Source organism: Pseudomonas sp. Tn43, from assembly GCF_014192635.1.
Lineage (GTDB): Bacteria > Pseudomonadota > Gammaproteobacteria > Pseudomonadales > Pseudomonadaceae > Aquipseudomonas.
In genome coordinates this window covers 615,118-641,401 of sequence record NZ_JACHYG010000002.1, presented here as the reverse complement: position 1 = coordinate 641,401, position 26,284 = coordinate 615,118, and the positions used below count along the sequence as shown (strand labels likewise).

Genomic DNA, 26,284 nt, shown 5'->3' with positions numbered 1-26,284 from the left:
AGGGTTCCACCTAGAGCCTACACTGGAGCGTAGCTGAAACAGTGAGTCTAAGACAGGCCCAGCGGCAGTCGTCTTCGCAACTAGCACTGCCGCAGTCGCAAATTGACCTATTTAAATGATTGATAACATCACGTTATTGATTGGCAGGAAGAAATGTTGTTAGACGCTGACCCTATTAGGTAATAACTTGGTTCTCAAGGAACTGCTTAATTCAGCGCCGACAAAACAAAAATAATAAACATCACATAATAAAGAGGATGGTCACAATGACTAATTCCCAATCTGTCTCCCATTTTGACTGCCCCCACAAGCACTGTCTTAACTGATCAAGACACGTACACCTAAAATCTTGATCTTACGTCGTAATTGCAGCAGGAGGGGTTATGAGTCTTGGTGACGAGATACTCTCGGTAAAAAACATTTACAAAGTCTTTGGTACTCAGCCAAAGCTCGCGATGGAGATGCTGGCTCGCGGTGCTGACAAGAATGAAATTTTCAGCAAAACCGGTCAAGTCGTTGGCGTTTTTGATGCCAGTTTCTCCGTAAAACGCGGTGAGATTTTCGTCATCATGGGACTTTCCGGCTCTGGAAAGTCGACGATGGTTCGGCTGTTCAACCGACTGATCGAACCGACCTCGGGCACCATCCATCTCAACGGCCAGGAAATCACCGGCCTGTCAGATGCTGATCTCCTCAGCGTTCGTCGCAAAGACATGAGCATGGTGTTTCAGTCATTCGCCCTGATGCCCCACATGAGTGTGATCGACAACGTCGCTTTCGGCCTGGAAATCTCGGGTGTCGAGGAAAGTGAACGGCATAAACGTGCACTTGAGGCACTCAAACAGGTGGGGCTCGATGGCCACGCCTACAGCTATCCGCATCAACTGTCCGGCGGCATGCAGCAGCGGGTAGGTCTGGCCCGAGCGCTGGCCAATGATCCCGCCATCCTGCTGATGGATGAAGCCTTCTCGGCACTCGACCCACTGATTCGCCACGAAATGCAGGGCGAACTGATCCGCCTGCAGGCAGAACAGCATCGCACCATCATCTTCATCTCCCATGACATTGACGAGGCTATTCGCATCGGCCATCGCATCGCGATCATGGAGGGTGGTCAGGTCGTTCAGATCGGTACCCCGCAAGAGCTGCTTTGCAACCCAGCGAACGATTACGTCAGAGCTTTCTTCAAAGGCTTTGATGCCTCGAAGATCCTCAAGGCGGGGGACGTCGCCAAAATTTGCGCAGAGCATCCGTACGCCATGGATCACTCCACTCCTACGCTTCGCGACGATGTACTTCTGCAGGACGTCTTTCACATCGTTGCTGATGCCGTTAATCCAGTTGCCGTGCTCGATCGCCAGGGTGTGTTCAAAGGCACGATCTCCAAGAGCCTACTGCTTCAAACAATGAGCCGACACTAACAGGCTCTATTTGCTGGCTTGCCAGGCTCGGACATTCAGGTGATGACATGAACGAATTCAATTTCCTAGACCCCTTTCAATCCATCAACGTCCCTTTGGGCCAATGGGTAGAAGTTGCCCTGAACTTTCTGGTTCATAATTTCCGCGAGATTTTCCGATCGATAAGATGGCCAATCGACCAGGTACTTAATGGTATTCAGTTCGGATTGTTGGCTATTCCTCCATCAATATTCATTATTATTGCAACGCTCTTCGGCTGGCAGATAGGAGGGAAAAAGATAGGCATACTTTGTTTCGTCACCCTCACCCTCTTAGGAGTGATCGGCGTATGGAATGACGCCATGATCACCCTCGCCCTGGTGCTCACTTCACTGTTTTTCTGTGCAGTTATTGGCATTCCGCTGGGCGTCCTGTGTGCCCGAAGTGACCGACTAGAGATGCTTCTGCGCCCGGTACTCGATGCAATGCAAACACTGCCTGCATTTGTTTATCTGGTGCCCGTGGTGATGCTGTTTGGCATCGGTAACGTACCGGGAGTACTGGTCACGATCATCTTTTCGGTCGCACCACTGATCAGGCTCACCAATCTGGGCATTCGCCAGGTACCGGAAGACAAGGTTGAAGCTGCACGGGCTTTCGGATGCACCCCACGCCAGATGCTGAGGCGGGTTCAACTTCCCTTAGCTGCACCGACGATCATGGCGGGTCTTAATCAGGCATTGATGTTGTCACTGTCCATGGTGGTGATTGCTTCAATGATATCGGTTGGTGGACTGGGGATGATGGTACTTCGAGGGATTGGCCGCCTCGATATGGGCTTGGCAACCGTCGGTGGATTGGGTCTGGTATTGCTGGCGATTTTCCTCGACCGACTGACCCAGGCAATGGGCGAACGCAGTAACAGGGCAACCAAAGGTGAACACTGGTACCAGACAGGACCGGCGGGCGTCATTTATCGCCTGAGAAGAAAAAACCCTGTCATGAAAATAGAAGTCAGTCCTAAAGAAAGCTAACTCCGCTAAGCGGCGCGTCGTGAACCAAAAGAAATGCCAACTTCTTTAATCCAGCCAAGGCAAACGATAATGAACTTCACAACCTTCGGAATAAAACAGAAATTCATTCACTCTGTGGCGCTTTTAGTACTAGCAGTCTCACCTGTTTTCGCATCAGCCGCCACGGCGCAGGAGCCCGGAAAAGGTGTATCAATCACCCCGATTTTCCCGTCAATCGCCGAAGAGCGATTTCGCGGAGAGATCGCAATGGCGGGACTCAAGGAATTGGGTTACGACGTTCAGACGCCTAAGGAAACCGAATACTCCACCATGATGATTGCGATTGCCAATGGTGACGCTGATTTCTCGGTTCATCTGTGGGAGGAACTGCACAAATCGTTCTACGCGAAGGCCGGCGGTGATGAAGCGATGGTGAAAACCGGCAATATTATGCCGGGCGTACTACAGGGCTACATGATCGATAAGAAAACGGCTGACCAGTATCACATCACCTCTCTCGATGATTTGAAAAAGCCAGAGATTGCCAAGCTGTTCGATAGTAACGGTGACGGTAAAGCGGACCTGACTGGTTGCAACCCCGGCTGGGGCTGTGAGCTGATCATTGCCCACCATATGAAAGCCTATGGCCTGGATAAGACTGTCACAAATAACCAGGGCTCCTATTTTGCCCTGATGGCCGACACCATTGCTCGTTACAAAGAAGGCAAGCCGATTCTCTATTACACCTGGGTACCTCAGTGGATCTCCGGTGTTCTGGTCGAAGGTAAAGATGTTGTTTGGTTAACCGTGCCACGTACGGATCTTCCAGGTGGTAAAAACGATGTCAACACTACCTTCAATGGTAAAAACCTTGGTTTCGCGGTCGACAGTGTCAGAGCGGTCATCAACAAAGAGTTCGCCGAGAAAAATCCGGCTGCCGCGAAGTTCCTGTCTGAAATGCAGATATCTACTGACGATGAAAGCGCGCAAAATCTCAAAATGCACAATGGTGAAAAAAGTGCAGCTGACATTACTCGTCACGCCAAAGAATGGATCGCGGCCCATCACGCGAAATACAACAGCTGGCTGGTAGACGCACGAGCCGCGGCTAATACCGCCACCGCAAAAAATTAATCCCTTCATTTAAATCTGCATAAAAGGTTGCCCTTCCCCGGGCAACTTTTTATCCGTTTCGGCGTTCATCATTCAGGAATCATGAAATGCAGTTGTATTCATTCGTCCAGAATTTCAGTTACAAGGACGCGCCCCTGCATACACGCGAGTTGGTTAAAACTTGCCTGCTCGACATCATTGGTGTGGCCGCCGGTGCTCGCGACAATCAAACCAGCGTGACGCTCAAAACCTACGCTAACACCCACTACTCTGCCAACAAGCTGTCCAGCCGCCTTTGGTTCGACGGCAGAGTCGTGCATCCATTGGGCGCTGCGTATGCAGGCGGTTTCTGCGTTGATAGCCTGGATGCACATGAAGGTCACTTCACCTCCAAGGGACATGCGGGTGCAACCGTTGTCCCGGCCCTTGTTGCATTGGTTGACGCGTATCGCAGCCAGGGCAAAGACATCAGCGGCGAGGAATTCCTCAGCGCACTGTGCATCGGTTACGAGACCGCCCTGCGTGCGGGCGAGGCATTGATGGCCACCGCTCCTGAATATCATGCCTCAGGCGCCTTTTCCGGAATCGGGGTCGTTTGCGCCGGTGCCCGCCTGCTGAAGCTTGATGAAGCGACATTCCGTCACGCGCTGGGTATCGCAGAATACTTCGGCCCGAGATGCCCGATGATGCGCCTGGTGAGCTATCCGACAATGTTGCGTGATGCCCACGGCGCCGGGGCGTATGCCGGACTGAACGCACTACTGATGGCGCAGCTCGGTGTCACTGGCGCCCCAGCCGCCACCGTTGAACCGTTGGAGATTTCCACTTTCTGGCAGGACATCGGAACCCGTTGGGAGATCGACGAGCAATATTTCAAGCCTTGGCCGGTATGTCGCTGGGCGCAACCGGCACTCACCGCCATGACCGATTTGATGCGAGCACATCCGGTCATCACTGCAGAGTTGATCGAGACCATAGATGTCGAAACATTCCATGAGTCTGTGTGCTTGCAGGGGCATTTTCCGAAGAACGCGGACGAGGCCCAGTATGCGCTGGCGTTCCCGCTGGCGGCCTTGATCGTTCGCGGGAAGCTGGGGCCAAAAGAGGTCACCGGTGATTCCATTCATGCACCAGACATCTTGAGCATCAGCGAGAAAATCACCCTTCATGAGGCGCCTGACCTGTCGACCAGGTTCCCGGAGGAAATTCTGTCCCGCGTCACGGTTACCCTGAAAGACGGCACGCGTCTTACGAGCCCAACCGCGACGGCCAAGGGCGACCCCGGCAACCCTATGTCGAGTGACGAACTCACCGCTAAATACCATTTACTGGCTGATGACAGTTTGGGAACCACACTCAGCAATGCCATCAAGAACAGTGTTGAGGCACTGCCCGGTAGTGATGACTGCCAATCATTCTTTGATTTGTTGCTGTCCGCTCCAAAAACCGCGGCCTAAATTGCGCAGCGTGTTCTTAGCTATTGGTTAAGGTGTCAAAGAGGATTTATGACATTCGTATTCGAGAGCGTGCTCAAAGACAAAAACATGGGGTACTCCTATACGGCGCAGAAACCAGTAAGGCCGCAGGCAGTGACTCGTGTGGCTTTCGTGCTTTTGAACAATTTCTCGATGATGTCGTTCACCGGCGCTATCGATGCGCTGGTGACCGCCAACCTGATTAGCGAGACACCGGCGTTCGAGGTGTTGACTGTCGGCATCAATAACCGTCTGGTAATGAGCGATTTGGGCATTGCGATTTCAGCAGACCTGGAGCTGTCACAACTACCGGATCGTATCGACGTTCTCATTGTCGCCGGTGGTTTAAGAGTGAAGCTGGTCAGCGATCCACTATTACGACGCAAGCTGCGTAACGTCGCCTCTCTTGGCGCGACGATGGGAGGTTTGTGGAACGGTGCATTTTTCCTGGCGGAAGCTCAGCTAATGGACGGTGTCGAGTGCGCCTTCCATCCCGATGGACGAGCGATGATGAAGGATGTTTTCCCCAAAGTCTTGGTCTCTTGTCGAACTCACGTAATAGACAAAAACCGTATCACGTGCGCTGGCGCCAGCAGCTCGTTACGCATGATGCTCGAGCTCATCACTACTAAACAAAGCGTCTCGCTGACCCATGCTGTCGAGGAAATACTCAGTTGTGATCAGACCGCTGAAGTGTCTGGGATATCGACAGTCATCGTTGACTCTGACCCTACCTTGCCTCAAACCCTGAAGCTTGCTTTAGAACTGATGCAAAAGAACATTGAAGAGCCGTTATCCATCGACGAAGTCGCTGAGTGTGTGAACATTTCCCGACGACAATTAGAGCGTCGCTTCTGCCGTTTCGTGGGGGCCACGCCCACACGCTACTACCTTGAGCTGCGCTTGACTCGAGCGCGGCAGCTTATTCTGCAGAGCAATCGGCCCATCACCGATATCGCGATAGCGACCGGTTTCTGTAGTTTCGCCAATTTCCATATGCGTTTTCGTGACTTCTTTGGCGTAGCGCCAAGCAGTTATAGAGCAACGTATGAGCGCAGGCGCTAGGTTTTCCGAAACCTCGGCCCGCCAAACACACACAAGAAACCCATACTGTCTAAGCCCAACAAACGATGGCTTGCATCATCGATAAGGATTACCGAGAACTATGAATGCTCCATCGCCCGTGTTGGTACCCACGGCTAACCACATCGAGCGGATGTCTACACGCATCGCCTTCCTTATCGCGGGTTTACTCATGTCCGCATGGGCGCCTCTGGTCCCATTGGTTAAAGCCCGCGCTGGCCTGGACGATGGCGGCCTGGGGTTGTTTGGATGTATAACATTCGGATAAGGGGTGGGCTTTATCCCGCCCCAGCGAGCTAAGTAAACAAAGAAAGAAAAAGAAAGGGGACAGATTTTTTACGTGACAGTATGGAAAAACAAATCTATCCCATTTCTTGAAAAATAAAATCCGCACCATTTCTTGTTGTGCCATTTCTTGAGAAAAGTCATTTCGAAAACAACATGCCAGAACTGCTAGAACTACTCAGAGGTACCGGATTGATATCAGACCATTCACCGTTGATTAAAGCATAATAGTTCCATCCGCTGTCTGCTCTAAGTCCAAAGATGAAGGCACCCAATGGTATTGACAACATGGTGGGCAACGCATCCTCTGCTGCAGCTTTGACTTTTGCAGCTATTATCTTGGCATCCTCCTCGCTCTTGCCTTCTGACATTGCCAACTGGACGACCGACGTGGTTATACTCGTTATCGTGTCCGCAGATGCTCCTTTTTCCTTATAAATACTCCGCAATGTTGTTGCCGTGTAGCGGTTTTCCGGCCAAGCGCTCATCAAAGTATTTGTTGCAACATCCACAAGACCCTCCCCTCTGCGGGCAACATAAGGTTGAGTTCCGGGTCTTTCAGTTATCGAAACTCTCCGCCGCATATTAGGCGCCTTATTTTTGAGTGCCGTCTGCTCGGCTTTATCGCGCCTCACGTGACCCGACTCGTAACTAAGCCCAACGTCTGCGGCGATATGAAGAACAAATTCGTCAGTAATAGTGAACCTGCAGCCACTTAGCTCGACTGTGATAAAAAACTCATGATCACTTTCGTAGTCGCTACGTTGAACGCACGTAACTTTTTTAGCGGAGTAATTTAATAGATAGACCTTCGTCCAGTCATGACCAATTTGTTTCGATAGTTCCCAGTGACACTCTCCTGTTTTTTTTGCGCTTACATAGATCGATGCCCCATGGGTCGCAAAGCTTTTGTCTCCTGCCAACAAGACTCCTTTACCTTCAACCTGCTTTATTCTACTTCTGTTATTTTTTAGCAGATCCCAAAAGACAATATTGTCTCGCTTATCTGCATCACCCGATGAACTAGAGTCTCCATTTTCGCTTTTGCTTTCTTCATCCTTAATAGTCATTGGTATCATAAGTCTAGCTCCGCGATAGTGGTTAATGCAGGCTAGTACATCTGGCCGCTTGCGCAAGGGATCAGCAACTCCCTCATAAAATATCGCAAGTGGGGTTACGTGAAATGGTACGTGCGTGAAAAGAGGACGTATTCATTGGGGATAGCTGACCGCTTAGCCCAGAAACTGTCCTTCCAAATCACACAATCTCGCAGAAACAGAAGACCTGACACCACCCTAACAGAGGCAGCGGTCAATCTTGATTGACGCGTTAATGACCAGGGTGAAGCTTTTAAGCTACTTGCTCTTGTATCTTTAGTACGATGCAAAAGCATACCTATCTTTTTGTTATTAAATGAAAAAATACGGATTTAAATTCTAGTGGATGCGAGTCATTCGAAAACGTCTCCATGTCGGCCTGAGGACCAGCGCAGCGATAGGGAAAAAGCCCGCTTACGACGACACTGCACATCAACTACAAAAAATGAAATATCTGGCGTGAGTGTCCCGACTCCAACCGCACCACAGGCCAGCACTGAGTCTTGAAGGCCGTGCCGGCCTGATGACATAGTGGCGACTCATCGAGACTGATAAGGATCCATCGTGGAGTCGAAACGGATAGCACTGCTGATTGACTGCGACAACGTAAGCCACGCCGCTATCGGCGGTGTGCTCGATGAGCTTGCCAAATATGGCATGGTGAACATCAGGCACGCTCACGGCAATTGGAGCTCTCCGCACCTTGCAGGCTGGGTCGAGAAGGTCCACCCCTACGCTATTCGACCCATGCAGCAGTTCGCTTTCACGAAAGGCAAGAACGCCACTGACTCTGCAATGATCATTGACGCAATGGACTTGCTATACAGTAAGAACGTCGATGCCTTCGCGCTCATGACCAGCGACAGCGACTTCACCCCGCTTGTGCTGCGACTGCTTGAAAGCGGCCTGCCAGTGTATGGCTTTGGCGAGAAGAAGACTCCTAAGCCGTTCGTGGATGCCTGCTCTCAGTTTATCTACACAGAGAACCTGATGAGCGACGATCAGGAAAAAGCTGCCGAGGGCGAACCACCACAATCCACGAAGCGAACCCGGAACGAGCTGCGCAGCGACACGTCCCTTGTCCGATTGCTGAGGACAGCAGCAGAGAAAACCGCAGACGACGCCGGGTGGTCGCATCTCAGTCAAGTCGGTCAATTCATCCGCAACAACAGCTCGTTCTCAGCAGTCAATTACGGGCATCGTACGCTGGGCGATCTCATTCGCACGTCAGAGCTATTCGAGATCGATATGCGCCACGGTGGAACCGCGATGTTTATCAAGAACACACGCAAATCAAGCCCCACGACGCACCACCAGGCCGAAGCAAGTACATCGTAGGAACAAGCCTCATACCACGTTCTGAACGCGTTCAGATTTGATTCTGAACGTGTTCATAACGGTTTCAGATTTGGCCGGGACGCCGCGCTGCCGACTCGCATCCGCTTTGATGATGCTGGCGTCCACAGCAAATCCTTCGCCTTTGACCAAGCCAGCCTCCATGCAACGACGCAGCACCTCGTTGAGCAACCAGCGAAACAAATCGCTGTCCCGAAAACGGCCGTGTCGATTTTTGGAAAAGGTCGAGTGGTTGGGGACTTCATCATCAAGGCTCAACCGGCAGAACCAGCGATATGCCAGGTTCAAATGGGCCTCTTCGCACAACAGCCGTTCGGAGCGAATGCCGTAGCAGTAGCCGACGATCAGCATGCGAATCATCAGTTCTGGATCAATCGACGGACGCCCAATCGGGCTATAAAAATCGGCGAGGTAATGGCGCAGGTCGCTCAGATCGAGACATTGATCAATGCTGCGCAGAAGGTGATTGGCTGGGATGTGATCTTCAAGGTTGAACGAGTAAAACAGTCGATCCTGCCCACTCGATAACTGTCCCATCATGCTGCGTACTCTCTCGCTGGCCGATGGAGTGATTTTGCCGTAGACGACACAGGGGCGCCATTCTTAGCAAGGTCGACCCAAAGCAGACCATGGCAAGTGGTTATCAGATAGAGAGGGTTCCGCAGTTTTATCCGACTCTTGACTGGTCATTCCCAGCCCAGTTTTCTGTAGGAAGTCTTGTCTTGTTCGGGAAAGTCCGTCAGGTACTCGCCCCACTGCATGTGCGCATAATATTTAGTCATCGCTTCGAAATGACTTTCAGCCTCAACCTCCCAAACAAGCTTCGCTTCCGAATGCATAAGCGCACGCGCACCATCACCTTCAGCACCGGCTAGACAAAAGGTCTGACAGCCATCAGGTTCCTGCCAAAGTTCATGATTCATATTCAAGGTTCTGTTTTTTAAGGTCGTTATGGTGCCCGAAACTCTGATGGAACGGCCGTTATGGATCGGCTCTGTAGAAGAGACTGAATCCGAACGCCGACTTTTTCAACAGAATCAGCTACTAGCTGACAATCGCATTCACTTTTGTATCAGCACCCCGGGCTTGCCGAGCCAGCCCGCCGGCCATACGATTCGATTATTCCTCAGGCGGAGGAGTCATTGTGAAGCCGGTGATGCTCCTGACACGCATCCTGGCGCCTGCCATCGCTCTGGCGCTGGCATCCGCCGGCCTGCATGCCGATGATCCGTTCGCACCGTTGCGCGACGCCATGGTGCGGGAGATCACCAACATGTCGTCCGTCACACGCGACGAAACCGGCAGGGTCGAATTTGCCGCGCCGGTGATGGCCGCGATGGCCAAGGTGCCACGCCATAAGTTCGTCCCGCCCGACGAGGTGCCCTACGCCTATGAGAATCGCCCGCTGCCGATCGGCTACGGCCAGACCATCTCCCAGCCCTACATCGTCGCCCTGATGACCGACCTGACGCAGGTCGGGCCCGGCGACGTGGTACTCGAGATCGGCACTGGCTCGGGCTATCAGGCGGCGATCCTCGCCGAGTTGGCGCAGGCGGTCTACACAATGGAGATCATCGAGCCGCTGGCAGTGCAGGCCAGTGAGCGCCTGGGGCGGCTGGGGTATGCGAAGGTGCAGGCCCGGCTGGGTGATGGCTACCACGGCTGGCCCGAGCACGGACCTTATGACGCCATCCTCGTCACTGCCGCCGCCAGCCATGTGCCGCCGCCACTGATCGCCCAGCTCAAGGCCGGCGGACGGATGGTCATCCCGGTCGGCGCGCCGTTCATGATCCAGTACCTGCTGCTGATCGAGAAGGCCGGCGATGGCAGCGTGTCCACCCGGCAGGTGCTGCCTGTGCGCTTCGTGCCTCTGGTCGGAGGCAATTGAGCATGCATTCGCCGCCACTGCTCGCCCTGGCGCTGTTGTCTGCCTCCGCGCTCGGCTATGAGGTGCTGCTGCTGCGGCTGCTTTCGATCATCCAGTGGCACCATTTCGCCTACATGATGATCAGCGTCGCGCTGCTCGGCTACGGCGCCGCCGGCACCGCCGTGGCGCTGGCGCGGTCTGTCCTGGCGCCGCGCTTCCACGGCGTGTTCATCGGCGGCGCGGTGCTGTTCGGGCTGAGCGCCATTGCCTGCTTCGGCCTGGCCCAGCAGGTTCCATTCAATCCCCTTGAGATCCTCTGGGACGCGCGGCAGTCGGCGCGCCTGCTGATGATCTACCTGCTGCTGTTCGTGCCGTTCTTCTGCGCGGCGGTGTGCATCTGCCTGACCTTCACCTGCTTTCAGGAACAGATTCATCGGATCTACGCCTTTGATATTCTCGGCGCCGGCGTGGGCAGCCTGGTAATCGTCGCCGCGCTGTTCGCCTTGACGCCCGTCGATGCGCTGCGGCTGCTGGGCGGCACCGGCATCGCCGCCGGGGCGCTGGCCGGCATGGCTTGCACGGGGAAGAGGCACTGGCTCGCGCCGTTGCTGCTGGCGGCGGCAGTGGTTGTACCTGCCGGCGTGCCCGAGCGCTGGATCGCCCTGTCGCCCTCCGAGTACAAGGAACTGAGCCAGACGCTGCGTATCAAGGATGCGTACGCAATCACCCAGACCTGGAGTCCGCTGGGCCTGCTCACGGTCGTCGACAGCCCGACCATTCCCCTGCGCCACGCGCCGGGTCTGAGCCTCAACGCGACGCAGGAACCGCCCGCCCAATTGGCCATCTTCACTGACGGCGATGGCCTTTCCGTGCTGAACCGCTATGACGGGCGCCGTGAACCGCTCGCCTACCTGGGCTACCTGACCTCGGCTCTGCCCTATCACCTGCTGCGGCAACCCCGCGTGCTGGTGCTGGGCAGCGGCGCCGGTGCCGATGTGCTGCAGGCGATCTACCACGGCGCCAGCGCGGTGGATGCCATCGAACTGAACCCGCAGGTGATCGATCTGGTCCAGCGCCGCTTCGCCGATTTCTCCGGCAAGCCGTACAGCGCGCCCAACGTCCGTGTGTTGATCGGCGAGGCGCGCGGCCTGGTGGCTTCACGCGACGAGCCTTACGACTTGATCCAGATCGCCCTGCTGGACTCCTTCGGCACCGCCTCGGGCGGCCTGCATGCGCTGTCCGAAAACTACCTGTACACGGTGGACGCCTTCGCCGAGTACCTGCGCCATCTCGCGCCCGGTGGTATGTTGGCCATCACCCGCTGGGTCACCCTGCCGCCCCGCGATGTTCCCAGGCTACTGGCCACCGCGGCCGCAGCCATCGAGCGCGACGGGCAGGCCAACGCGGCGCGTCGCATCGTCATGATCCGCGGCTGGAAGACCGCCACGCTGCTGGTCAGCAACAGGGATTTCGACGACGCTGGCATCGCCGTGCTGCGGGAGTTCTGCCGAGCGCGCTCCTTCGACCTGGCCTACTACCCCGGGATGACCCTGGCCGAGGCGAACCGCTACAACCTGCTCGACCGGCCCTGGTTCTTCGAAGCGGCGCAGGCCCTGCTGTCCGGCGAACGCGCGGAGTTCCTGGAACGCTACAAGTTCGACGTGCGTCCGACCATGGATGATCGGCCGTATTTCTTCCATTTCTTCAAGTGGCGCTCGCTGCAGGAACTGCTGGCGCTGAAGGAGCAAGGCGGCCTGTCAATGCTGGAGTGGGGCTATCCGGTGCTGATCGCCACCCTGCTGCAGTCCAGCGTGGCCGCCGTGCTGCTGATCCTGGTGCCGCTATGGGTGGCGCGGCGGCGCTCTCAGAATGCGGCTTTGGGCAGGTTCGAACTTAGGGTCGTGTCCTACTTCGCCGCCATTGGCTGCGCCTTCATGTTCGTGGAAATCGCCTTCATCCAGAAGTTCACCCTTTTCCTCAGCCACCCGTTGTATTCGGTGGCGGTAACGCTCAGCGCGTTCCTGATCTTCGCTGGCCTCGGCAGCCGTTACTCCGGCCGCCGGCGGCGGGACATTGGAACGGGTGTAGCGCGCCGTCATCCGCTCACGTGGCCAGTCCTGGCGATCTGCGTGATCGCCCTGCTCTACCTGATCGCCCTGCCCCCGTTGTTCCAGCTGCTGGCGCCGGTGCGAACCCTCGCCAGGTTCGGCATCTGCGCCGCGCTGATAGCGCCGCTGGCGTTCGCCATGGGCATGCCGTTTCCGCTCGGACTCAAGCGCATCTCCGCGCGCGCCGAAGCCCTGGTGCCGATCGCCTGGGGCGTCAACGCCAGCGTATCGGTGGTAGCGGCCGTGCTGGCGACCCTGCTGGCGATCCACCTGGGCTTCACCGTGGTGTTGCTGCTGGCGTTGCTGCTGTACCTCGCGGCGGCGGTCACATTTCCCTGATCGCGGCGGTTCGCAGCGAAACGTCAACAGACCTTGGTGAGACGAATGACCTATAGGAACGTCGCTTGCCGCAGTTCACACGTCTCACCGTGTCGAGACGCGAGAGTGACGCCTTTCCTGCTTCGAAGCTAAATATTTGAAAAAGTGGACGTGTGCGTCATGCCAAAGATGAGAGGTTCCATGCCGCGAGTAATTGGTTTTGGCCGACGCAGTCGAGTCGTCAGAGGTGACTTTCATCCCATAGCTGACCGGCGGAAATCGGCCCAGAGTGTGTCAAAACCCTTGTTAGCTGCTTCCTCTCCGGAATGCTTTGCCCTACTCAGCCCAGGTCAGACGTCAGCTACTCAGATTCAGTATAAGATTCCGGAGATCAGCAGGCGCGCCGACAACGTGGGCTAAAGGCTAGAAATCTGGGGGTTGGATGATTGCAAGCAACGTTTCATATCTTTGTCCGGTTTGTGGATACCCCGGGCTTGAAGAGCCTCCATACGATGAAGTTGGTTGCTCTTCGTTTGGCATGTGCCCGTCCTGCGGTACGCAGTTTGGCTACGATGACGCGACATCTGCTCATGCTGATTTGCGGAAATTATGGATCTCTAAAGGAATGCTTTGGTGGAGCAAAGCTCAAGCGTCCCCGGGTGGTTGGGACCCGGTAAGGCAACTACAGACGGTCGAAAAACGCATCAATGTCTGAACAGAATACCGCCCTTAGCCCTGCTATGATTTCTGAGGATTTCATCGCAGGGATCGCCCATGAAGCGCTTCATCCAAGGTGAACATCGAGGCCAAGGCACCTTACTTCCCGAAAGCCTCGACGACTACGTCAACGATACCAATCCGGTGCGCGTAGTCGACGTCTTCGTTGACGAACTCGACCTGGTCTCCTTGGTTTTTGACGGCGCTATTCCAGCTGACACCGGCCGGCCTGCTTACCACCCCGCGATCCTGCTGAAGATCTACATCTACGGCTATCTCAACCGCATTCAATCGAGCCGATGTTTGGAGCGAGAAGCTCAACGCAACGTCGAGCTGATGTGGCTGACCGGGCGTTTGATGCCGGATTTCAAGACCATCGCCAACTTCCGAAAAGACAACAGCAAAGCCATCCGAGGCGTCTGTCGCCAGTTCGTTGTGCTGTGTCAGCAGTTGGGACTGTTTGGAGAAAATCTGGTTGCCATCGATGGCAGTAAATTCAAAGCAGTCAACAACCGCGACCGCAATTTCACCAGCGCCAAACTGAAGCGGCGAATGGAAGAAATTGAATCGAGTATCAATCGTTACCTGACGGCACTCGATGCTGTTGACGGGCAAGAACCAACAGCTTCCGAGCCCAGTGTCGTACGACTGGAAGAGAAAATCGCCAAGCTCAAAACTCAAATGAAAGAGCTTCAGGCGATCGAAATCCAGCTCAAGGAATCGCCAGATAAACAGGTCTCACTGACCGATCCAGACAGCCGTTCCATGATGACGCGCGGCACGGGAATCGTAGGCTACAACGTGCAGACAGCGGTCGATACCCAGCACCATTTGATCGTTGCGCATGAGGTGACCAACGTCGGTTCCGACCGCGATCAACTCAGCTCGATGGCCAAGCAAGCCCGCGAGGTGATGGCGTCAGATACGTTGTCGGTAGTGGCTGACCGAGGTTACTTCAAAAGCGAACAAATCCTCGCTTGTCACGATGCAGGTATCACCGCCTATGTGCCCAAGCCGATGACCTCTGGAGCCAAGGCTGACGGGCGTTTCAATAACGATGCCTTCATCTATGACGCGGCAAAAAACGAATACATTTGTCCAGCTGGCGAGGCGCTGATCTGGCACTACTCCTACGTTGAAAAAGGCCTGAAGTTGCATCGTTACTGGAGTTCGAAATGCCAGGGCTGCGCGTTGAAGTCGCAATGCACTCCGAGCACGGAACGACGAGTTCGACGCTGGGAGCATGAAGCCGTATTGGAGGAAATGCAGCTTCGGCTGAGCAAAGCGCCGGAGATGATGCGAGTCCGAAAACGGACGGTTGAGCATCCCTTCGGGACGCTCAAGCAATGGATGGGTGCGACGCACTTCCTGACGCGGAAGCTGGCCGGGGTGAGTGCGGAGATGAGCTTGAATGTGCTCGCCTACAACCTGAAACGGGTCATGAAAATCATCGGTGCCAACGGTTTGATGAAAGCGCTGACGGCCTGAAAAAGGCTGATTTTGGCCCATCCCAGAGGCTGTAAAAACAGCATTGACGTGTTCCAGGTCGCGACCGATGCGACCCGCAACATTGACCTTGCTATCGCTCAGCCAACGAACGTCGATGATCCAAGACGATGAGGCAATGAGCGTTTTTACACACTCTGGGCCGATTTCTGCCTGTGTTCTCGTCACAAACCCCACGAACAGAGTATTTCATCACCTCAGGATCGCTCAGAATCTCCGTAAGTGCGGGCAGATCTTGCCGCGATAATGGACGTCCAATTAGCCTCTGCGTTTCAAACAAGTGCACCCGTTCCTCCTTGTGCATAACGTTAAGGGGGGCGCTTTAGCAGACTGCCCCGCCGCATAGAGTCATTGCTGGCAACACAAGGGATTACTTCTGGCTAAGCGTCGCGATGGACAGGCCAGACACGACAAAAGTCAAACCGGCCCCCACATTCAGACCATTGACCAGCCGTGGCCGTTGCCGTTGCCGTTGCCGTTGCCGAATGCAGCTTGACAGGCCGGTAGCAAATATCCCCATCAGCGCGAAACCTACGGCAGTCAATGCGGCAAACCATACCCCATACACCAGCATCTGAAGGGTGACGGAGCCCAATTGCGGGTTGACGAATTGGGGAATGAACGCCAGGACGAACAACCCCGGTTTCGGATTGAGCGCCGCAGAAAGAAAGCCTGTGAGGAAGATGCTGCGCAGCGACTGACTAGCTGTTGGCGTGAAGTTGATCAGACTGCGGGCACGCAAAACCTTGATGCCCAGCCAAAGCAGATAACCCGCTCCGATCACCTTGACGATCCAGAACGCGACTACCGACGTTTGCATGAGCAAAGTCAATCCCAGGCAGGCCGTCGTCACGTGGAACAGGATCCCCGCGCCCGAGGCCAGCCCTGACACGAAAGCGGCCATACGGCCTTGGCTGAGCCCTCTGCCAATTGCCAGCAGGTTGTCCGGTCCGGGGGATACAACCAGCAAGATGCAGGCTGCGGTATAGGCAAGCCAGATATTCATTGGAAACACGGTCACTCTCCTTATGCGCGATAGCGGAATCCATCCTCATGTCGACCACAACTCTAGCCTGGATGTCGCAGGCAGCGCTATTCGAGACATCGATATCCTGCACAGGCGTCTTTGCCGGATGGACTTTTTCAACAGAATCGGCCATTTGCAGTCGTTAGCGAACGTCTGCAATGGGTCGTCCTCTGCCGGACTGTTTACTTAGCGTTGAAGTCCGATGCAAACGCTGGGTTAGTTAAATGCGAACGGTGGTCAAGTCAGTGCAATTGATCATTAAGCGATGGCCTCAAGAAGGCGTGTGCCGGACGCTTACAATATTCATGACTGCCTAACGTTTAGGTTAAGGAGCCATGGTACGCGGTCCCAGAGAGCGAAGCGAACGGCTTGAACCGCTTTTTATACGTTAACCCTGTAACTCAAGGTTGCCTCATCGCCTGTGATTCCTCGGAATCCCCAGCAATGACTTGGCTGCTCAAATATTGTGATTTCAACGTCAACCGGATTTATAGCCAAGTTTCGCTCAAAGGCTGTAAATATTTGCTTTATCAGCTTCTTTTTTGTTTCTTCCGTTCGCCCAGAAATCATGCTTATTTCGATTACTGTGTATTTTTCAGATCTACCGCCGGGGTGATAAAAATTAGTTTTATCTAGCGGGACGAAACGGTGAGCACGCTTGTCTTCGGGCAACCCTAGAACAGTAGTCATGCAATTATGTAGCACATCGGACATCTGTGCTTTTTTTTGCATTTAAATTGTAGTCAATTCCATAGACGGTGATCATTGCGATTCCTTGCAAGCGTATAACTACTATTAGGTGACATGCCATGTCGCGTTTCTTGTCGCGATGGCGTGTCGTATAACGTTCCTTGTCGTCCTGTAAGTCCTTGTCTAGCTTAGAGGTGGTCGCGGTAAATGCGACATTGCTCAGGGAGAAACGCGACATGGATGACGGCAAGCCCTGCTGCCCTCTAGAGTCGAAAGCAGCATCCGTGACACTACTCAATTGCCATCACCGTGTCCACCGTCCACTTCTGGCCGTCGGCTGCCCCCGCGACGGTCATTAATTTGGCCAGAAACGGACACCCGAACACATCACCTGATCGGCTATTTTTGTAGGGCGAAGCGGTTACCCGTGTTCCGCTGCCAACAATGACCTGAACTGCGAAACGATCTCTGAAGATAGTCCGGCAGCTTCGAACACTGCGCAGGTAAAGCTAACGGGTGCAGGGCCTGGAGCAGTTATGATGCGGTCGGCAACCATTGCTATTTGGCTGCTTTGATAAAGCGCGGTGCCTTCATAACCTACGGCATTCTGTTGTAAGAAATCAGCGCTGTTCGAGGTATGAGGAACCATGTCTAGAAGCCCGGCCCTCGCGAGTGCCAGTGTTCCCCCACAGATACCGGCAATTGTCGCTCCACTTGAGCGACTAGCATGAAGAAAGTCTCGAATGTCCGGTGCATCTGCATGCTCCCAGGTCATTCCACCGATGACGACAACAACGTCCGGTTTCCAGTCCAGGCATTGTTGCAAGTTGCTATCCACCGTTACAGCCAATCCCCCCTGCGAGCGGAACTGCCCCGTAACACAGGCGAAAAACCTGACGTCGATCCCGTAAAATGGGGACGCGGTCCCTGCAATGAAAGCATATTCCCAGTCCGCAAAACCGGGGGTCAGTATCAATCCCACGCGTGCCATCAGTCAGAATCCTCCATGAAAGGGACCAACATAAAGCGATAACAAATAGATCTCAACGGCTGCTTTGGGTCGAAGGCCCCGATGCAAAGGCAGCATGAGTGCTGGGCCTGCCTTGGCAACGCGCGAGACTGGCGGTTCGATCACACTGACCATGAGATCGCGCAACTCAAGCGCTTGAGGTTTGCCAAGCGCAGCGAGCAGTTGAATCCTGAGCGGGAAAGTGGGAACTGGTTCAGTTACGCAAGGTGCGATCGCCGGACGCACAAACCGGCTATCGGACCGTATGAGGCACGCCGCAATCTACGTCAGTCGCTAGTCGTCTTCGGAAATTGATTTCTTAAATCAATCACTCTGCCATTGCTGAACTAGACTTCGAAATGTGCTTCTAGCGTGAAGTTCGTGGCCGGCGTGCCACCGCTGTATCTGAGGATGGAGCAGTAGGCCGATGCGACAACGCAACGTGTGGAGCGCTCACTATGTTTTGGAACCACGCCCTGCAAACATGGCATCCATGTTATTCGCCAACCGACTCCAGGCTGGCCGCGATCGCGATTGCGGTCCTCACATTCGCGCTGTTTGCCAGTCAAGTCCATGCTGCGACCGAGGAAAAAACCTCTCCCCAGACGCCATCGCAGCTCGAGGAACTCACGATCTCGCCCCAAGAGGTGATGATTCCGTGGAAAGGCGATCTCGACGGGATGATCCAGCGCGGAACCATTCGAGTCCTGACCGTCTATAGCAAAACATTCTATTTTGTTGACAAGGGTGTCCAGCGCGGCGCGGCCTATGAGATTTTTCGCCTGTTCGAGGAAGATCTAAACAAGAAACTAGCTAAGGACAACAAGCTCAAGCATAAGCATCTCAAGGTCCGGATGATTTTTGTTCCGGTCGCACGGGGCGACCTGCTGGAGGCGCTGGTTGCCGGTAAAGGCGACATTGCGGCGTCCAACCTCACCGTAACCGAAGAGCGCCAGAAACAAGTCGACTTTTCCGTACCGACATATCGGAACGCCAGCGAAGTGGTGGTAACCGGTCCAGCCTCTCCCCCAGTGTCCAGCGTGGAAGAGCTAGCGGGAAAGGTAGTCTTCGTTCGCCAATCCTCTAGCTATTATCAAAGCCTGACGGCCCTCAACCGGCGCTTCGCCACCGAGAAAAAACCTGCCGTGATTCTCAAATTGGCGCCGGAGAACCTGGAGGACGAGGATCTGATTGAGATGCTCAACGCCGGATTGATTCCGCTCATTATCGTGGACAAGCACAAGGCGAACTTCTGGAAACAGATCTTTACCAAAATCACGGTGCATGAAAATGTCGCCGTGCGCACCGGCGGTGATATTGCTTGGGCGATCCGCAAAGACAGTCCGCAATTTCTGGCTGCCATCAACAATTTTGTGGCTGGCCATAACCAGGGGACTACGAAGGGGAACATTATCCTGGCGCGTTATTTGAAGAACGCAAAGTATGTGAAGGATGCGGCTTCAGAGTCCGAACGCCAGAAATTCCTCGCCATGATTCAGCTCTTTCAGAAATACGGCGACCAGTATGATGTGGACTGGTTGCTGATGGCAGCCCAGGGGTACCAGGAGTCTCAGCTCAATCAGGCCGTCAAGAGCAAGGTCGGCGCGATTGGTGTGATGCAGGTCATGCCCGCTACCGGCAAGGAACTCGCTGTAGGCAACATTTCGCAAGTGGAGCCGAACATCCATGCTGGCATCAAATACATGCGCTGGATGATGGATCAGTACTACGGCAATGAACCCATGAGCAAGCTGGACAAGGCGCTGTTCGCTTTCGCTTCCTATAACGCTGGCGCAGGGCGGATTTCGAAGCTTCGCAAAGAAGCGGCCAATCGTGGCCTGGACCCAAATGTCTGGTTTCACAATGTGGAGTATGTTGTCGCCGAGAAAATCGGCGCGGAGACAGTGACCTACGTGAGTAACATCTACAAGTACTACATTGCCTACAAATTGCTCATCGAAGCCAGGACGGCGAAGGAAGATGCCGCCAAAAAGCTGAAGGGTGAGATCGAGGAGGCGCGCTAAATCCGCAAGGAGTGAAAGAAAAATCGCTCGATTCGGGTATGCCCCCCCCTTCCGTCAACGACTTATGCCATTGGGAAAGCTCGGCCCCATAAATGGAATTTAAGTCAGTCCCAAGTTTCACAGCCCTCCACCGAAGCGATATTGCCAGACTATGCCAATGGCATCATATTCGCTGCCTGTGCGGGTATGCCCGCCATTACTTGCATTCAGCTTTAGTGAATGGTTTCGGTTCAACGGCAGCGTCAGAGTGCATCCGTAACGTGTATTTTCCTGGTAGTCGTGATTACCGACCCCATCGACTGAGCTACTCCCGCCAGCGAAGTAGGTCGCATCCAGTGCAACCCAAACACCATTGTTGAAGGCATAGATAAGATGCCCTTGTACCTGATAAATCGGGCTCTGGGAAAATGTGCGGTCGCCGAGGAACTCATTATTGTCGGTGTAGAAGGTGCCCGCGCCGGATAATTCCAAAGTCACTGACCCCAAGCGCTTGGAAATCCCAAGTTCGGGCTTGAATGACCAGCGATTGTTACCAAGATTTATCAGCTTACTAGCGTCGTATTGTCCGAGTGGCGCCGTGATCGCCAGGCTGGCGCCGATAATCACATCCTGTTGATAGCTGGGGAATTCAGCCAGGGACAGCGCCGGGGCGCCATACAAGTTGACCGAGAAGCGGAATCTTGGATCGATCAAGCCAGTAACATTACGCTCCTTGGGTTCACCGGCGAACAGAGCGGAGCCGGTCAATCTTGCCTCAGGCACGACGATATCGAATTTCCCGGAACGGCCCCAGACGTCCAGGGACCTGGCAAAGGCAAACACGACAGTCTTGATGTTGAGCTTGGCGTCCTGGAGCGGGATTGAGGGGTTGGCCGTTACGTTGCCATGCAGATCGCTATAGCCCATGAGCAGGAAATTGATACCGACCGGCGTATTGGCGTAGGACCGGGGTTCGAGATCTTCTGCGCCAGCACCGGAGGTTACGATGATGAGCGAGGCGGAAGCGAACCGAACCAGCCTGACGAAGCAGGGATTGTGTTTCATCCACATTCGCTCGCTTCCTGTCAGGCCTTTGGAGTGCTATGTATTGTTGTAGCGCATCCGCATTCGTTTGGCACTCATAGCCGCGATCAGCGCCTCGCCAGCTGTTCTTTTTTTCCGGTGTCATCAATAAATGCATCGCTACTGAACGCCAACTCGAATGATCCATCCGGCAACCAACGGGGATCGCCCCACGGCAATGATTCGCAGGTCCAAGCGGACTGCGATTTTGCCCGCCATACTGGAAAAACCGCGGTGATCGGTCCACTCTCGGATATCGAAGCGATTGTCCAGGGCAAGGCTCTCCCTGATCCCTGGATTCGTTCTGTCAACCATCTATGGAAGAGCAGACCCATGAAACCAATCCGCGCCATTGCCCTCGCTTCACTCCTCTCGACCGCCGGCCTGACGACCCATGCCGCCGACATACCGTTGGGCAGCAATGCCATGGAAGGTCACATCGTTTCACGGGTACTGGCCGTTGATCCCGCCAACTACCAGGTCACCATCGAAGGTCACGACAAGAATCCCGTGCCCATCCAGCTCACCGACCAGGCCAAAAACCTGCACAATTTGAAAGTCGGGGACGTGGTCGATATTCATGTGATTCGCTCGGTCGCTTATAAACTTGATACCGATGTTGGCGGTGCATCAGGCATCACTGACGAATCCATGTCCATCCGCGCCACCAAGGACAATCCCAATCCCGGAGGGGAAGCGGTTCGCCAGGTCAAGGTCACGTCCAAGATCACTCACATCGACTTTAAAAAGCATGAGGTGACCTTGCTTCCGCCGGAGGGAGAAGCCACTGTACTGAAAGTCGAAGACCCGAAGCTTCAAGAAAGAATGAAGAAACTCCAGGTGGGTCAGACAATCGATGCCATTTATACCGAAGTCCTGAAGGTCAAAACTTCACGCTAACGACGCTCACCGACAAACGCGGTCTCGAACAACAGGACTTGAGTTCGACATGACAGATCTGTTCAATGCAATCGGACTTGGATTACTGGCGTTGCTGCCGTTGACCAACCCTCCCACGACAGTGGCGCTGTTTCTCGCCTTGAGTAAGGGACTGAGTCACAAGGAAAAAAATACACAGGCTTTTCTGACGTCCTTCTATGTCTTTCTGATCATGACGGTCACTTATTACTTAGGCGCGTTTGTTATGGATGCATTTAGCATCTCCATACCGGGCTTGCGTATGGCCGGTGGCGGAATTCTCATTATCATGGGCTTGAAGATGCTGTTTCCGCCGCCGCTTCAGCACGCTGCTTCCAGCAATGGCGCAACCGAACAACCGAACTTCGCCTTCATTCCCTTGGCCATGCCCAGTACGGCCGGCCCTGGCACCATTGCGATGATCATAAGTTCCGCCGCCACTATCAAACACAGCACGTTATTCCCTGCCTGGGTCATATTGGTAGCCCCTCCATTAATCTTCCTGCTTACCGCTCTTATCCTTTGGGTATGCCTGCTTGGCTCAGGAATGATCATGAGAATGATGGGACAGTCAGGCATTGATGCCATATCACGACTGATGGGGTTCCTTCTGGTATGCATGGGTGCGCAGTTCGCCATTAATGGCTCAGTGGAAATAATCCAGACCATCATTGACAGTAATGCTCATCTGCTCCGCCCTCAGTAATTTCGAAGGGCGGGGTCTTGCTCTGCAAAACGTTTGAAAGTCAGCTGTACAAGGAATTCATCGACGTTGCATCGTGAATGAAACGCATCAGGCTGGGAATGATGTGAGAAGCATCTGGCCCAACGCCTCTGAGGGTGGCCGAAGCAAAATTGCGCTGTTTCGGCAATCCCACAAAATACAAACCCGGTACGTGCTCCGCCTGCCCATTGCACTGAGCAAGGTTTCCGTTGGCCTCCTTGTGCAGACCTGCCAAAAAACCAAGGCCTGGACGAAATCCGGTCGCAAAAATCAGACTGTCCACTTCGGTGTGTTGGCCATCGGCCCAGAGCACACCCGTTGACGTTACCTGCGTGAACATTGGCTTGCGCTCGAAAAGTCCCTGTTTCATGGCTCGACGATAGACGCCATCATCCAGCACAGGGGTACCTTGATCATTCAGCCAACGAGTCTTCTCTATCCCTGTCCACTTGAGCCAAGTATGAAAATCCACACCGAGAATCTTTTGCGGAAAAAACCGGATCGATTCCCTTGTCGCCAATACGACGCTGCTGACTTGAGCCAACTCATGGGCAATTTGTACCGCTGAGTTGGCCGCTCCTATCACCACTACTCGTTGATTGCTGAAGCTGTCGACATTTCGGTAATCAGCACTGTGTAAACATTGCCCGCGAAAACTTTCCAGCCCCTGAATGTCAGGAATGAACGGCTGATTGAATCCGCCGGTGCAAACGATCAACGCTTTGGAATAGAAACACTGACCATCCGATGCCTGAAGCAAAAATAGTCCGTGCTCCTTACGCACGTTCTGAACTTGTATGTTCTGCCGAATGGGTAACTGGAAAACGTCGGCGTACTGCTCCAGATAACGTACGACTTCATCGCGTAGCGGATAATGCCTGGCGTCAGCTGGAAAGGGCATCCCAGGTAATGATGAGTAAGCGGCAGGGGAAAAAAGTCTCAGGCTGTCGTAGTAATTGCGCCAGTTTCCACCGGGCTGGTTCTCGGCATCCAGAATGAGAAACCTGAGGTTTTGCTGCTGCAGGTGCCAACCACATGCGAGCCCGGCTTGGCCCGCACCGATAACAATGACGTCCATGGGCTCAATTTTTACATTCACGTATGCGCACTCATGCATATATACAGACAATAAAAAAACTACACTGGCGCACCAGGGCAGCAGAACGGCGCCAGACTCTTCATGTGTTGGAGAATGCCTTCAAGCCGTGTCACCACCGCCGCTCCATCCACCTCGTAAAACATCTGTCGGCTGACTTTGGTCGCACGGACGATGCCCGCTTCTGAGAGCACTTGCAGATGGCGAGATACCACAGAACGCTCTTGAGGCAGCCCCTCGGCAATCTCGGCGATATCCGCACGCCCCAATTGCATGACTCGCTTGAGTACAGCTACCCGCGACGGCTCGCACAGCGCTTTGAAGAAAGCGCCATCGAGAGAGTCGATTGCGGCATCAATTGCCCGGGAACGTATGGAAATTCGGTTCGTCATGCGGATGACTATATGTGCACATCCATGCACACGTCAATTCGTCGAACAGGTATCAAATATCACCTGCCTGCATCGCTATTTTGCAAAAGCCCTTCGCGCACCGACCGTCTGACCTCAGCCTGTATGGCATAAGCCGGCGCCTCTACAGCATTGAAATCCTGTGTATACCGCTGGGCAAATCCTTCTACCCCCCATTCCTGATACTGCTGCACATGCTTTAACTCGTGAGCCCAGAGCGCGATGTTCTGTTCCGCGCTTTGAGCGTCCCGGAAAAGGATGATGTCGATCAGCGTCACGGCCCCGACATCGGGGTTTTGCAGCATGGCAGTGGCGGCGTTGAATTGACCGTTGTCGCTGACTTTGTAGCGCGCGGCATCGAGGACGCCGGGGTCGTACCAGCGCAGCAGTTGCTGCCGGATGTGCGGTGGAATGGGTTGGGTGCCAGTGTTGGCGGCATCAGCACGGGCTTGGGTCAACCAGAGCGCCAAGGCAGGTGCCGCGATCTGGTGGACGTCATCCGGCAAAGAACCGAGCATCGGCTCCAGGTCTGGCAGGCAGATGCAGCCGTTCAGGCACACTTGTGTCTCGCCAGCCGGGCAAGCGGTGGTCTGGGCTGGCACGTCAAGCGTCAGGCAAAGCACGAACAGCGCCCCCAGGCGCGTGGTGATGGGTGGCATTGGGCGCTCCAGGGATGGACGCAGCGCGAACAGGTCATCATTGATCGAGGATCAGCATAGCTTTAGCGTAGTCCGAACCAGGCGCTCCCAGGATAATTGCAGGGCAGACCGTCTTATCCGTGAATCCTTTGCTTGGCGACTTCATGTACCCCGCTGGACCGTGTTCAAGCCAGCAGCTCGGTGATCCACCGGGCTTGCCGGGCGATGTCTTGCACCCTTTCCTTGGGCACGACCTGCCGAGCCCGGGCGAAGTTGCTGAGCGTCTGCTGCTTATGGCGCAGAATGCGCTGCCACTTGATCAGGAACGCCGGGCTGCGTGCCTGCATCAGCACCGGGCCGAAGTACAGCTCCTCAGCGGTATATCGCACCGGCCCGACGCGCTCGGCGACGATGATCTCGTAGTAGAAGCGGTTCTCCCGCAGCACTTCTTCGCAGAGGATACGGTAGCCATTCTCCATCAGCCATTGGCGCAATGGCTGCTCACCACCGTTGGGCTGCAGGATCAGTCGCTCATGGCCACTGAGGCGAGCCTTGCCGCTGTCGAGGATGTCTCGGATCGTCTCGCCGCCCATGCCACAGATGCTGATCGCCGTGATCCCGTCTTCCGGCTCGATCGCCGCCAGGCCATTGGCCAGGCGCACGGTGATCCGTTGGTCCAGGCCGTTCTCGCGCACAGTGCGTTCGGCTGAGCGCAATGGCGTCAATGCCACCTCGCCCGCCACCGCCGCTGCGATGGCGCCACGGCGCATCAATGCCACCGGCAGATAGGCGTGATCCGAGCCGATATCGGCCAGGCGCGCATCAGCTGGTACATGCGCCGCAACGCGTTCCAGACGCATGGACAATGTGTGTTCGTTCAACAGCAGCCCCTTTTCACCACGAACATCCGACACCTTGGCCGGATCGGGGCGCGATTCTGTCGAGTAACGCCATGCATTTCAAATTTATGCGACCAGGGCCATGGCTCGCCCCAACCCACCGCACAGTTATCGACCCAAAAAACCTGGATCAGCTCTCAGGCGTGATAGTTGAATCCAGACCGGATTCAGCAGCCAGTTTCAATCGGTCAGCTTTACTGATGTATTTAGACTTACTGGCCGGTGCCAATTTGGCGCTGGCCTTTTTGGCGTGAGCCTTTAATAGCTGCTTTATTTTTTTACGACGGTTCATATTTTCTTGCTCGGCGTGTGAGTTCCTGAATGATGGCAGAGGTTCGGGTAACGGGACAATGATTGTGGCTTCCACATGGTTCGCGACCACGCTGCCGAAAGTCGGGGCCCAGCGCCAAACGGCGCCCGCTGCATCAGCAGGTGTCCTATCCTTCCAC

Annotated in this window: 23 protein-coding genes and 3 pseudogenes; 14 read left to right on the top strand and 12 right to left on the bottom strand. The window is 54.7% G+C overall.

Annotated elements, in window-relative coordinates:
• The first annotated feature begins 383 nt into the window (after window positions 1-383).
• From FHW68_RS07245 to FHW68_RS27225, 6 genes and pseudogenes are all read left to right on the top strand, one after another.
• Entirely contained in the window at window positions 384-1,421 is a 1,038-nt protein-coding gene (locus FHW68_RS07245; protein WP_095631884.1) for a glycine betaine/L-proline ABC transporter ATP-binding protein, read from the top strand.
• Window positions 1,422-1,429: 8 nt separating this feature from the next.
• On the top strand, window positions 1,430-2,434 hold the full coding sequence (gene proW, locus FHW68_RS07240) for a glycine betaine/L-proline ABC transporter permease ProW (RefSeq protein WP_095631883.1): 1,005 nt from the start codon (window positions 1,430-1,432) through the stop codon (window positions 2,432-2,434).
• A 69-nt stretch (window positions 2,435-2,503) separates the two neighbouring features.
• The gene (gene proX / locus FHW68_RS07235) at window positions 2,504-3,547 is read left to right on the top strand and encodes a glycine betaine/L-proline ABC transporter substrate-binding protein ProX (RefSeq protein ID WP_168185071.1); all 1,044 of its coding nucleotides are present in this window, start codon (window positions 2,504-2,506) and stop codon (window positions 3,545-3,547) included.
• A gap of 86 nt (window positions 3,548-3,633) precedes the next feature.
• Window positions 3,634-4,983 (top strand): MmgE/PrpD family protein, encoded by a 1,350-nt coding sequence (locus FHW68_RS07230; protein ID WP_183679606.1) that lies wholly within the window; start codon window positions 3,634-3,636, stop codon window positions 4,981-4,983.
• A 48-nt stretch (window positions 4,984-5,031) separates the two neighbouring features.
• Window positions 5,032-6,066 carry a GlxA family transcriptional regulator gene (locus FHW68_RS07225; protein ID WP_183679605.1) on the top strand — a complete coding sequence of 345 codons (1,035 nt, stop codon included), beginning with the start codon at window positions 5,032-5,034 and terminating at the stop codon, window positions 6,064-6,066.
• Window positions 6,067-6,166: 100 nt separating this feature from the next.
• A pseudogene (locus FHW68_RS27225) lies at window positions 6,167-6,328 on the top strand (MFS transporter); the annotation flags it as partial.
• Window positions 6,329-6,509: 181 nt separating this feature from the next.
• Here FHW68_RS27225 and FHW68_RS07220 read toward each other — a convergent pair.
• The gene (locus FHW68_RS07220) at window positions 6,510-7,448 is read right to left on the bottom strand and encodes a hypothetical protein (RefSeq protein ID WP_183679604.1); all 939 of its coding nucleotides are present in this window, start codon (window positions 7,446-7,448) and stop codon (window positions 6,510-6,512) included.
• 582 nt (window positions 7,449-8,030) lie between these two features.
• On the opposite strand from FHW68_RS07220, the gene FHW68_RS07215 reads away from it, so the two are divergent.
• On the top strand, window positions 8,031-8,804 hold the full coding sequence (locus FHW68_RS07215; RefSeq protein WP_218228029.1) for an NYN domain-containing protein: 774 nt from the start codon (window positions 8,031-8,033) through the stop codon (window positions 8,802-8,804).
• 78 nt (window positions 8,805-8,882) lie between these two features.
• Here the strand turns inward: FHW68_RS07215 and FHW68_RS07210 are convergent.
• Window positions 8,883-9,362, bottom strand: a pseudogene (locus tag FHW68_RS07210) (transposase); the annotation flags it as partial.
• Window positions 9,363-9,508: 146 nt separating this feature from the next.
• Complete coding sequence (locus tag FHW68_RS07205) at window positions 9,509-9,745, bottom strand: hypothetical protein (RefSeq protein ID WP_048381736.1); 237 nt, start codon at window positions 9,743-9,745, stop codon at window positions 9,509-9,511.
• Between the two features lie 221 nt (window positions 9,746-9,966).
• Between FHW68_RS07205 and FHW68_RS07200 the strand changes: the two genes are divergently transcribed.
• The 3 genes from FHW68_RS07200 to FHW68_RS07190 all read left to right on the top strand — a co-directional run bounded on the left by FHW68_RS07200 (window position 9,967) and on the right by FHW68_RS07190 (window position 15,320).
• The gene (locus FHW68_RS07200; RefSeq protein WP_311655126.1) at window positions 9,967-10,710 is read left to right on the top strand and encodes a protein-L-isoaspartate(D-aspartate) O-methyltransferase; all 744 of its coding nucleotides are present in this window, start codon (window positions 9,967-9,969) and stop codon (window positions 10,708-10,710) included.
• Between the two features lie 2 nt (window positions 10,711-10,712).
• Window positions 10,713-13,136 (top strand): class I SAM-dependent methyltransferase, encoded by a 2,424-nt coding sequence (locus FHW68_RS07195; protein WP_183679603.1) that lies wholly within the window; start codon window positions 10,713-10,715, stop codon window positions 13,134-13,136.
• Between the two features lie 753 nt (window positions 13,137-13,889).
• Complete coding sequence (locus FHW68_RS07190; protein ID WP_183679602.1) at window positions 13,890-15,320, top strand: IS1182 family transposase; 1,431 nt, start codon at window positions 13,890-13,892, stop codon at window positions 15,318-15,320.
• A 388-nt stretch (window positions 15,321-15,708) separates the two neighbouring features.
• On the opposite strand, the gene FHW68_RS07185 is transcribed toward FHW68_RS07190, so the two are convergent.
• The 3 genes from FHW68_RS07185 to FHW68_RS07175 form a co-directional block, all read right to left on the bottom strand.
• Window positions 15,709-16,353 (bottom strand): LysE family translocator, encoded by a 645-nt coding sequence (locus FHW68_RS07185; protein ID WP_183679600.1) that lies wholly within the window; start codon window positions 16,351-16,353, stop codon window positions 15,709-15,711.
• A 393-nt stretch (window positions 16,354-16,746) separates the two neighbouring features.
• Window positions 16,747-17,097 carry a tautomerase family protein gene (locus FHW68_RS07180; RefSeq protein WP_260296366.1) on the bottom strand — a complete coding sequence of 117 codons (351 nt, stop codon included), beginning with the start codon at window positions 17,095-17,097 and terminating at the stop codon, window positions 16,747-16,749.
• Between the two features lie 379 nt (window positions 17,098-17,476).
• Complete coding sequence (locus tag FHW68_RS07175; protein WP_095631876.1) at window positions 17,477-18,046, bottom strand: DJ-1/PfpI family protein; 570 nt, start codon at window positions 18,044-18,046, stop codon at window positions 17,477-17,479.
• 476 nt (window positions 18,047-18,522) lie between these two features.
• Here FHW68_RS07175 and FHW68_RS07170 point away from each other — a divergent pair, with 476 nt between their 5' ends.
• Complete coding sequence (locus tag FHW68_RS07170; protein WP_183679598.1) at window positions 18,523-20,088, top strand: lytic transglycosylase F; 1,566 nt, start codon at window positions 18,523-18,525, stop codon at window positions 20,086-20,088.
• A 117-nt stretch (window positions 20,089-20,205) separates the two neighbouring features.
• On the opposite strand, the gene FHW68_RS07165 is transcribed toward FHW68_RS07170, so the two are convergent.
• Window positions 20,206-21,138 carry a transporter gene (locus FHW68_RS07165; protein WP_095631874.1) on the bottom strand — a complete coding sequence of 311 codons (933 nt, stop codon included), beginning with the start codon at window positions 21,136-21,138 and terminating at the stop codon, window positions 20,206-20,208.
• Between the two features lie 198 nt (window positions 21,139-21,336).
• Between FHW68_RS07165 and FHW68_RS27055 the strand changes: the two are divergent.
• From FHW68_RS27055 to FHW68_RS07155, 3 genes and pseudogenes are all read left to right on the top strand, one after another.
• A pseudogene (locus FHW68_RS27055) lies at window positions 21,337-21,432 on the top strand (carbamate kinase); the annotation flags it as partial.
• A gap of 51 nt (window positions 21,433-21,483) precedes the next feature.
• Window positions 21,484-22,050 carry a hypothetical protein gene (locus tag FHW68_RS07160; RefSeq protein WP_095631872.1) on the top strand — a complete coding sequence of 189 codons (567 nt, stop codon included), beginning with the start codon at window positions 21,484-21,486 and terminating at the stop codon, window positions 22,048-22,050.
• Between the two features lie 49 nt (window positions 22,051-22,099).
• Window positions 22,100-22,774, top strand: coding sequence for a MarC family NAAT transporter (locus FHW68_RS07155; protein ID WP_095631871.1), 675 nt, complete (start codon window positions 22,100-22,102; stop codon window positions 22,772-22,774).
• Window positions 22,775-22,814: 40 nt separating this feature from the next.
• On the opposite strand, the gene FHW68_RS07150 is transcribed toward FHW68_RS07155, so the two are convergent.
• From FHW68_RS07150 to FHW68_RS07130, 5 genes are all read right to left on the bottom strand, one after another.
• On the bottom strand, window positions 22,815-23,891 hold the full coding sequence (locus tag FHW68_RS07150; RefSeq protein WP_311655118.1) for an NAD(P)/FAD-dependent oxidoreductase: 1,077 nt from the start codon (window positions 23,889-23,891) through the stop codon (window positions 22,815-22,817).
• Between the two features lie 38 nt (window positions 23,892-23,929).
• Window positions 23,930-24,280, bottom strand: a complete 351-nt coding sequence (locus FHW68_RS07145; protein WP_095631869.1) for a helix-turn-helix transcriptional regulator — start codon at window positions 24,278-24,280, stop codon at window positions 23,930-23,932.
• A gap of 59 nt (window positions 24,281-24,339) precedes the next feature.
• Window positions 24,340-24,957, bottom strand: a complete 618-nt coding sequence (locus FHW68_RS07140; protein ID WP_183679596.1) for a DUF4157 domain-containing protein — start codon at window positions 24,955-24,957, stop codon at window positions 24,340-24,342.
• Between the two features lie 164 nt (window positions 24,958-25,121).
• Window positions 25,122-25,817, bottom strand: coding sequence for a tRNA (adenine(22)-N(1))-methyltransferase TrmK (locus FHW68_RS07135; protein WP_311655114.1), 696 nt, complete (start codon window positions 25,815-25,817; stop codon window positions 25,122-25,124).
• A 148-nt stretch (window positions 25,818-25,965) separates the two neighbouring features.
• Window positions 25,966-26,127: a DUF2986 domain-containing protein gene (locus FHW68_RS07130; RefSeq protein WP_095631867.1), complete on the bottom strand. Its 162-nt coding sequence runs from the start codon at window positions 26,125-26,127 to the stop codon at window positions 25,966-25,968.
• Window positions 26,128-26,284: the final 157 nt, after the last annotated feature.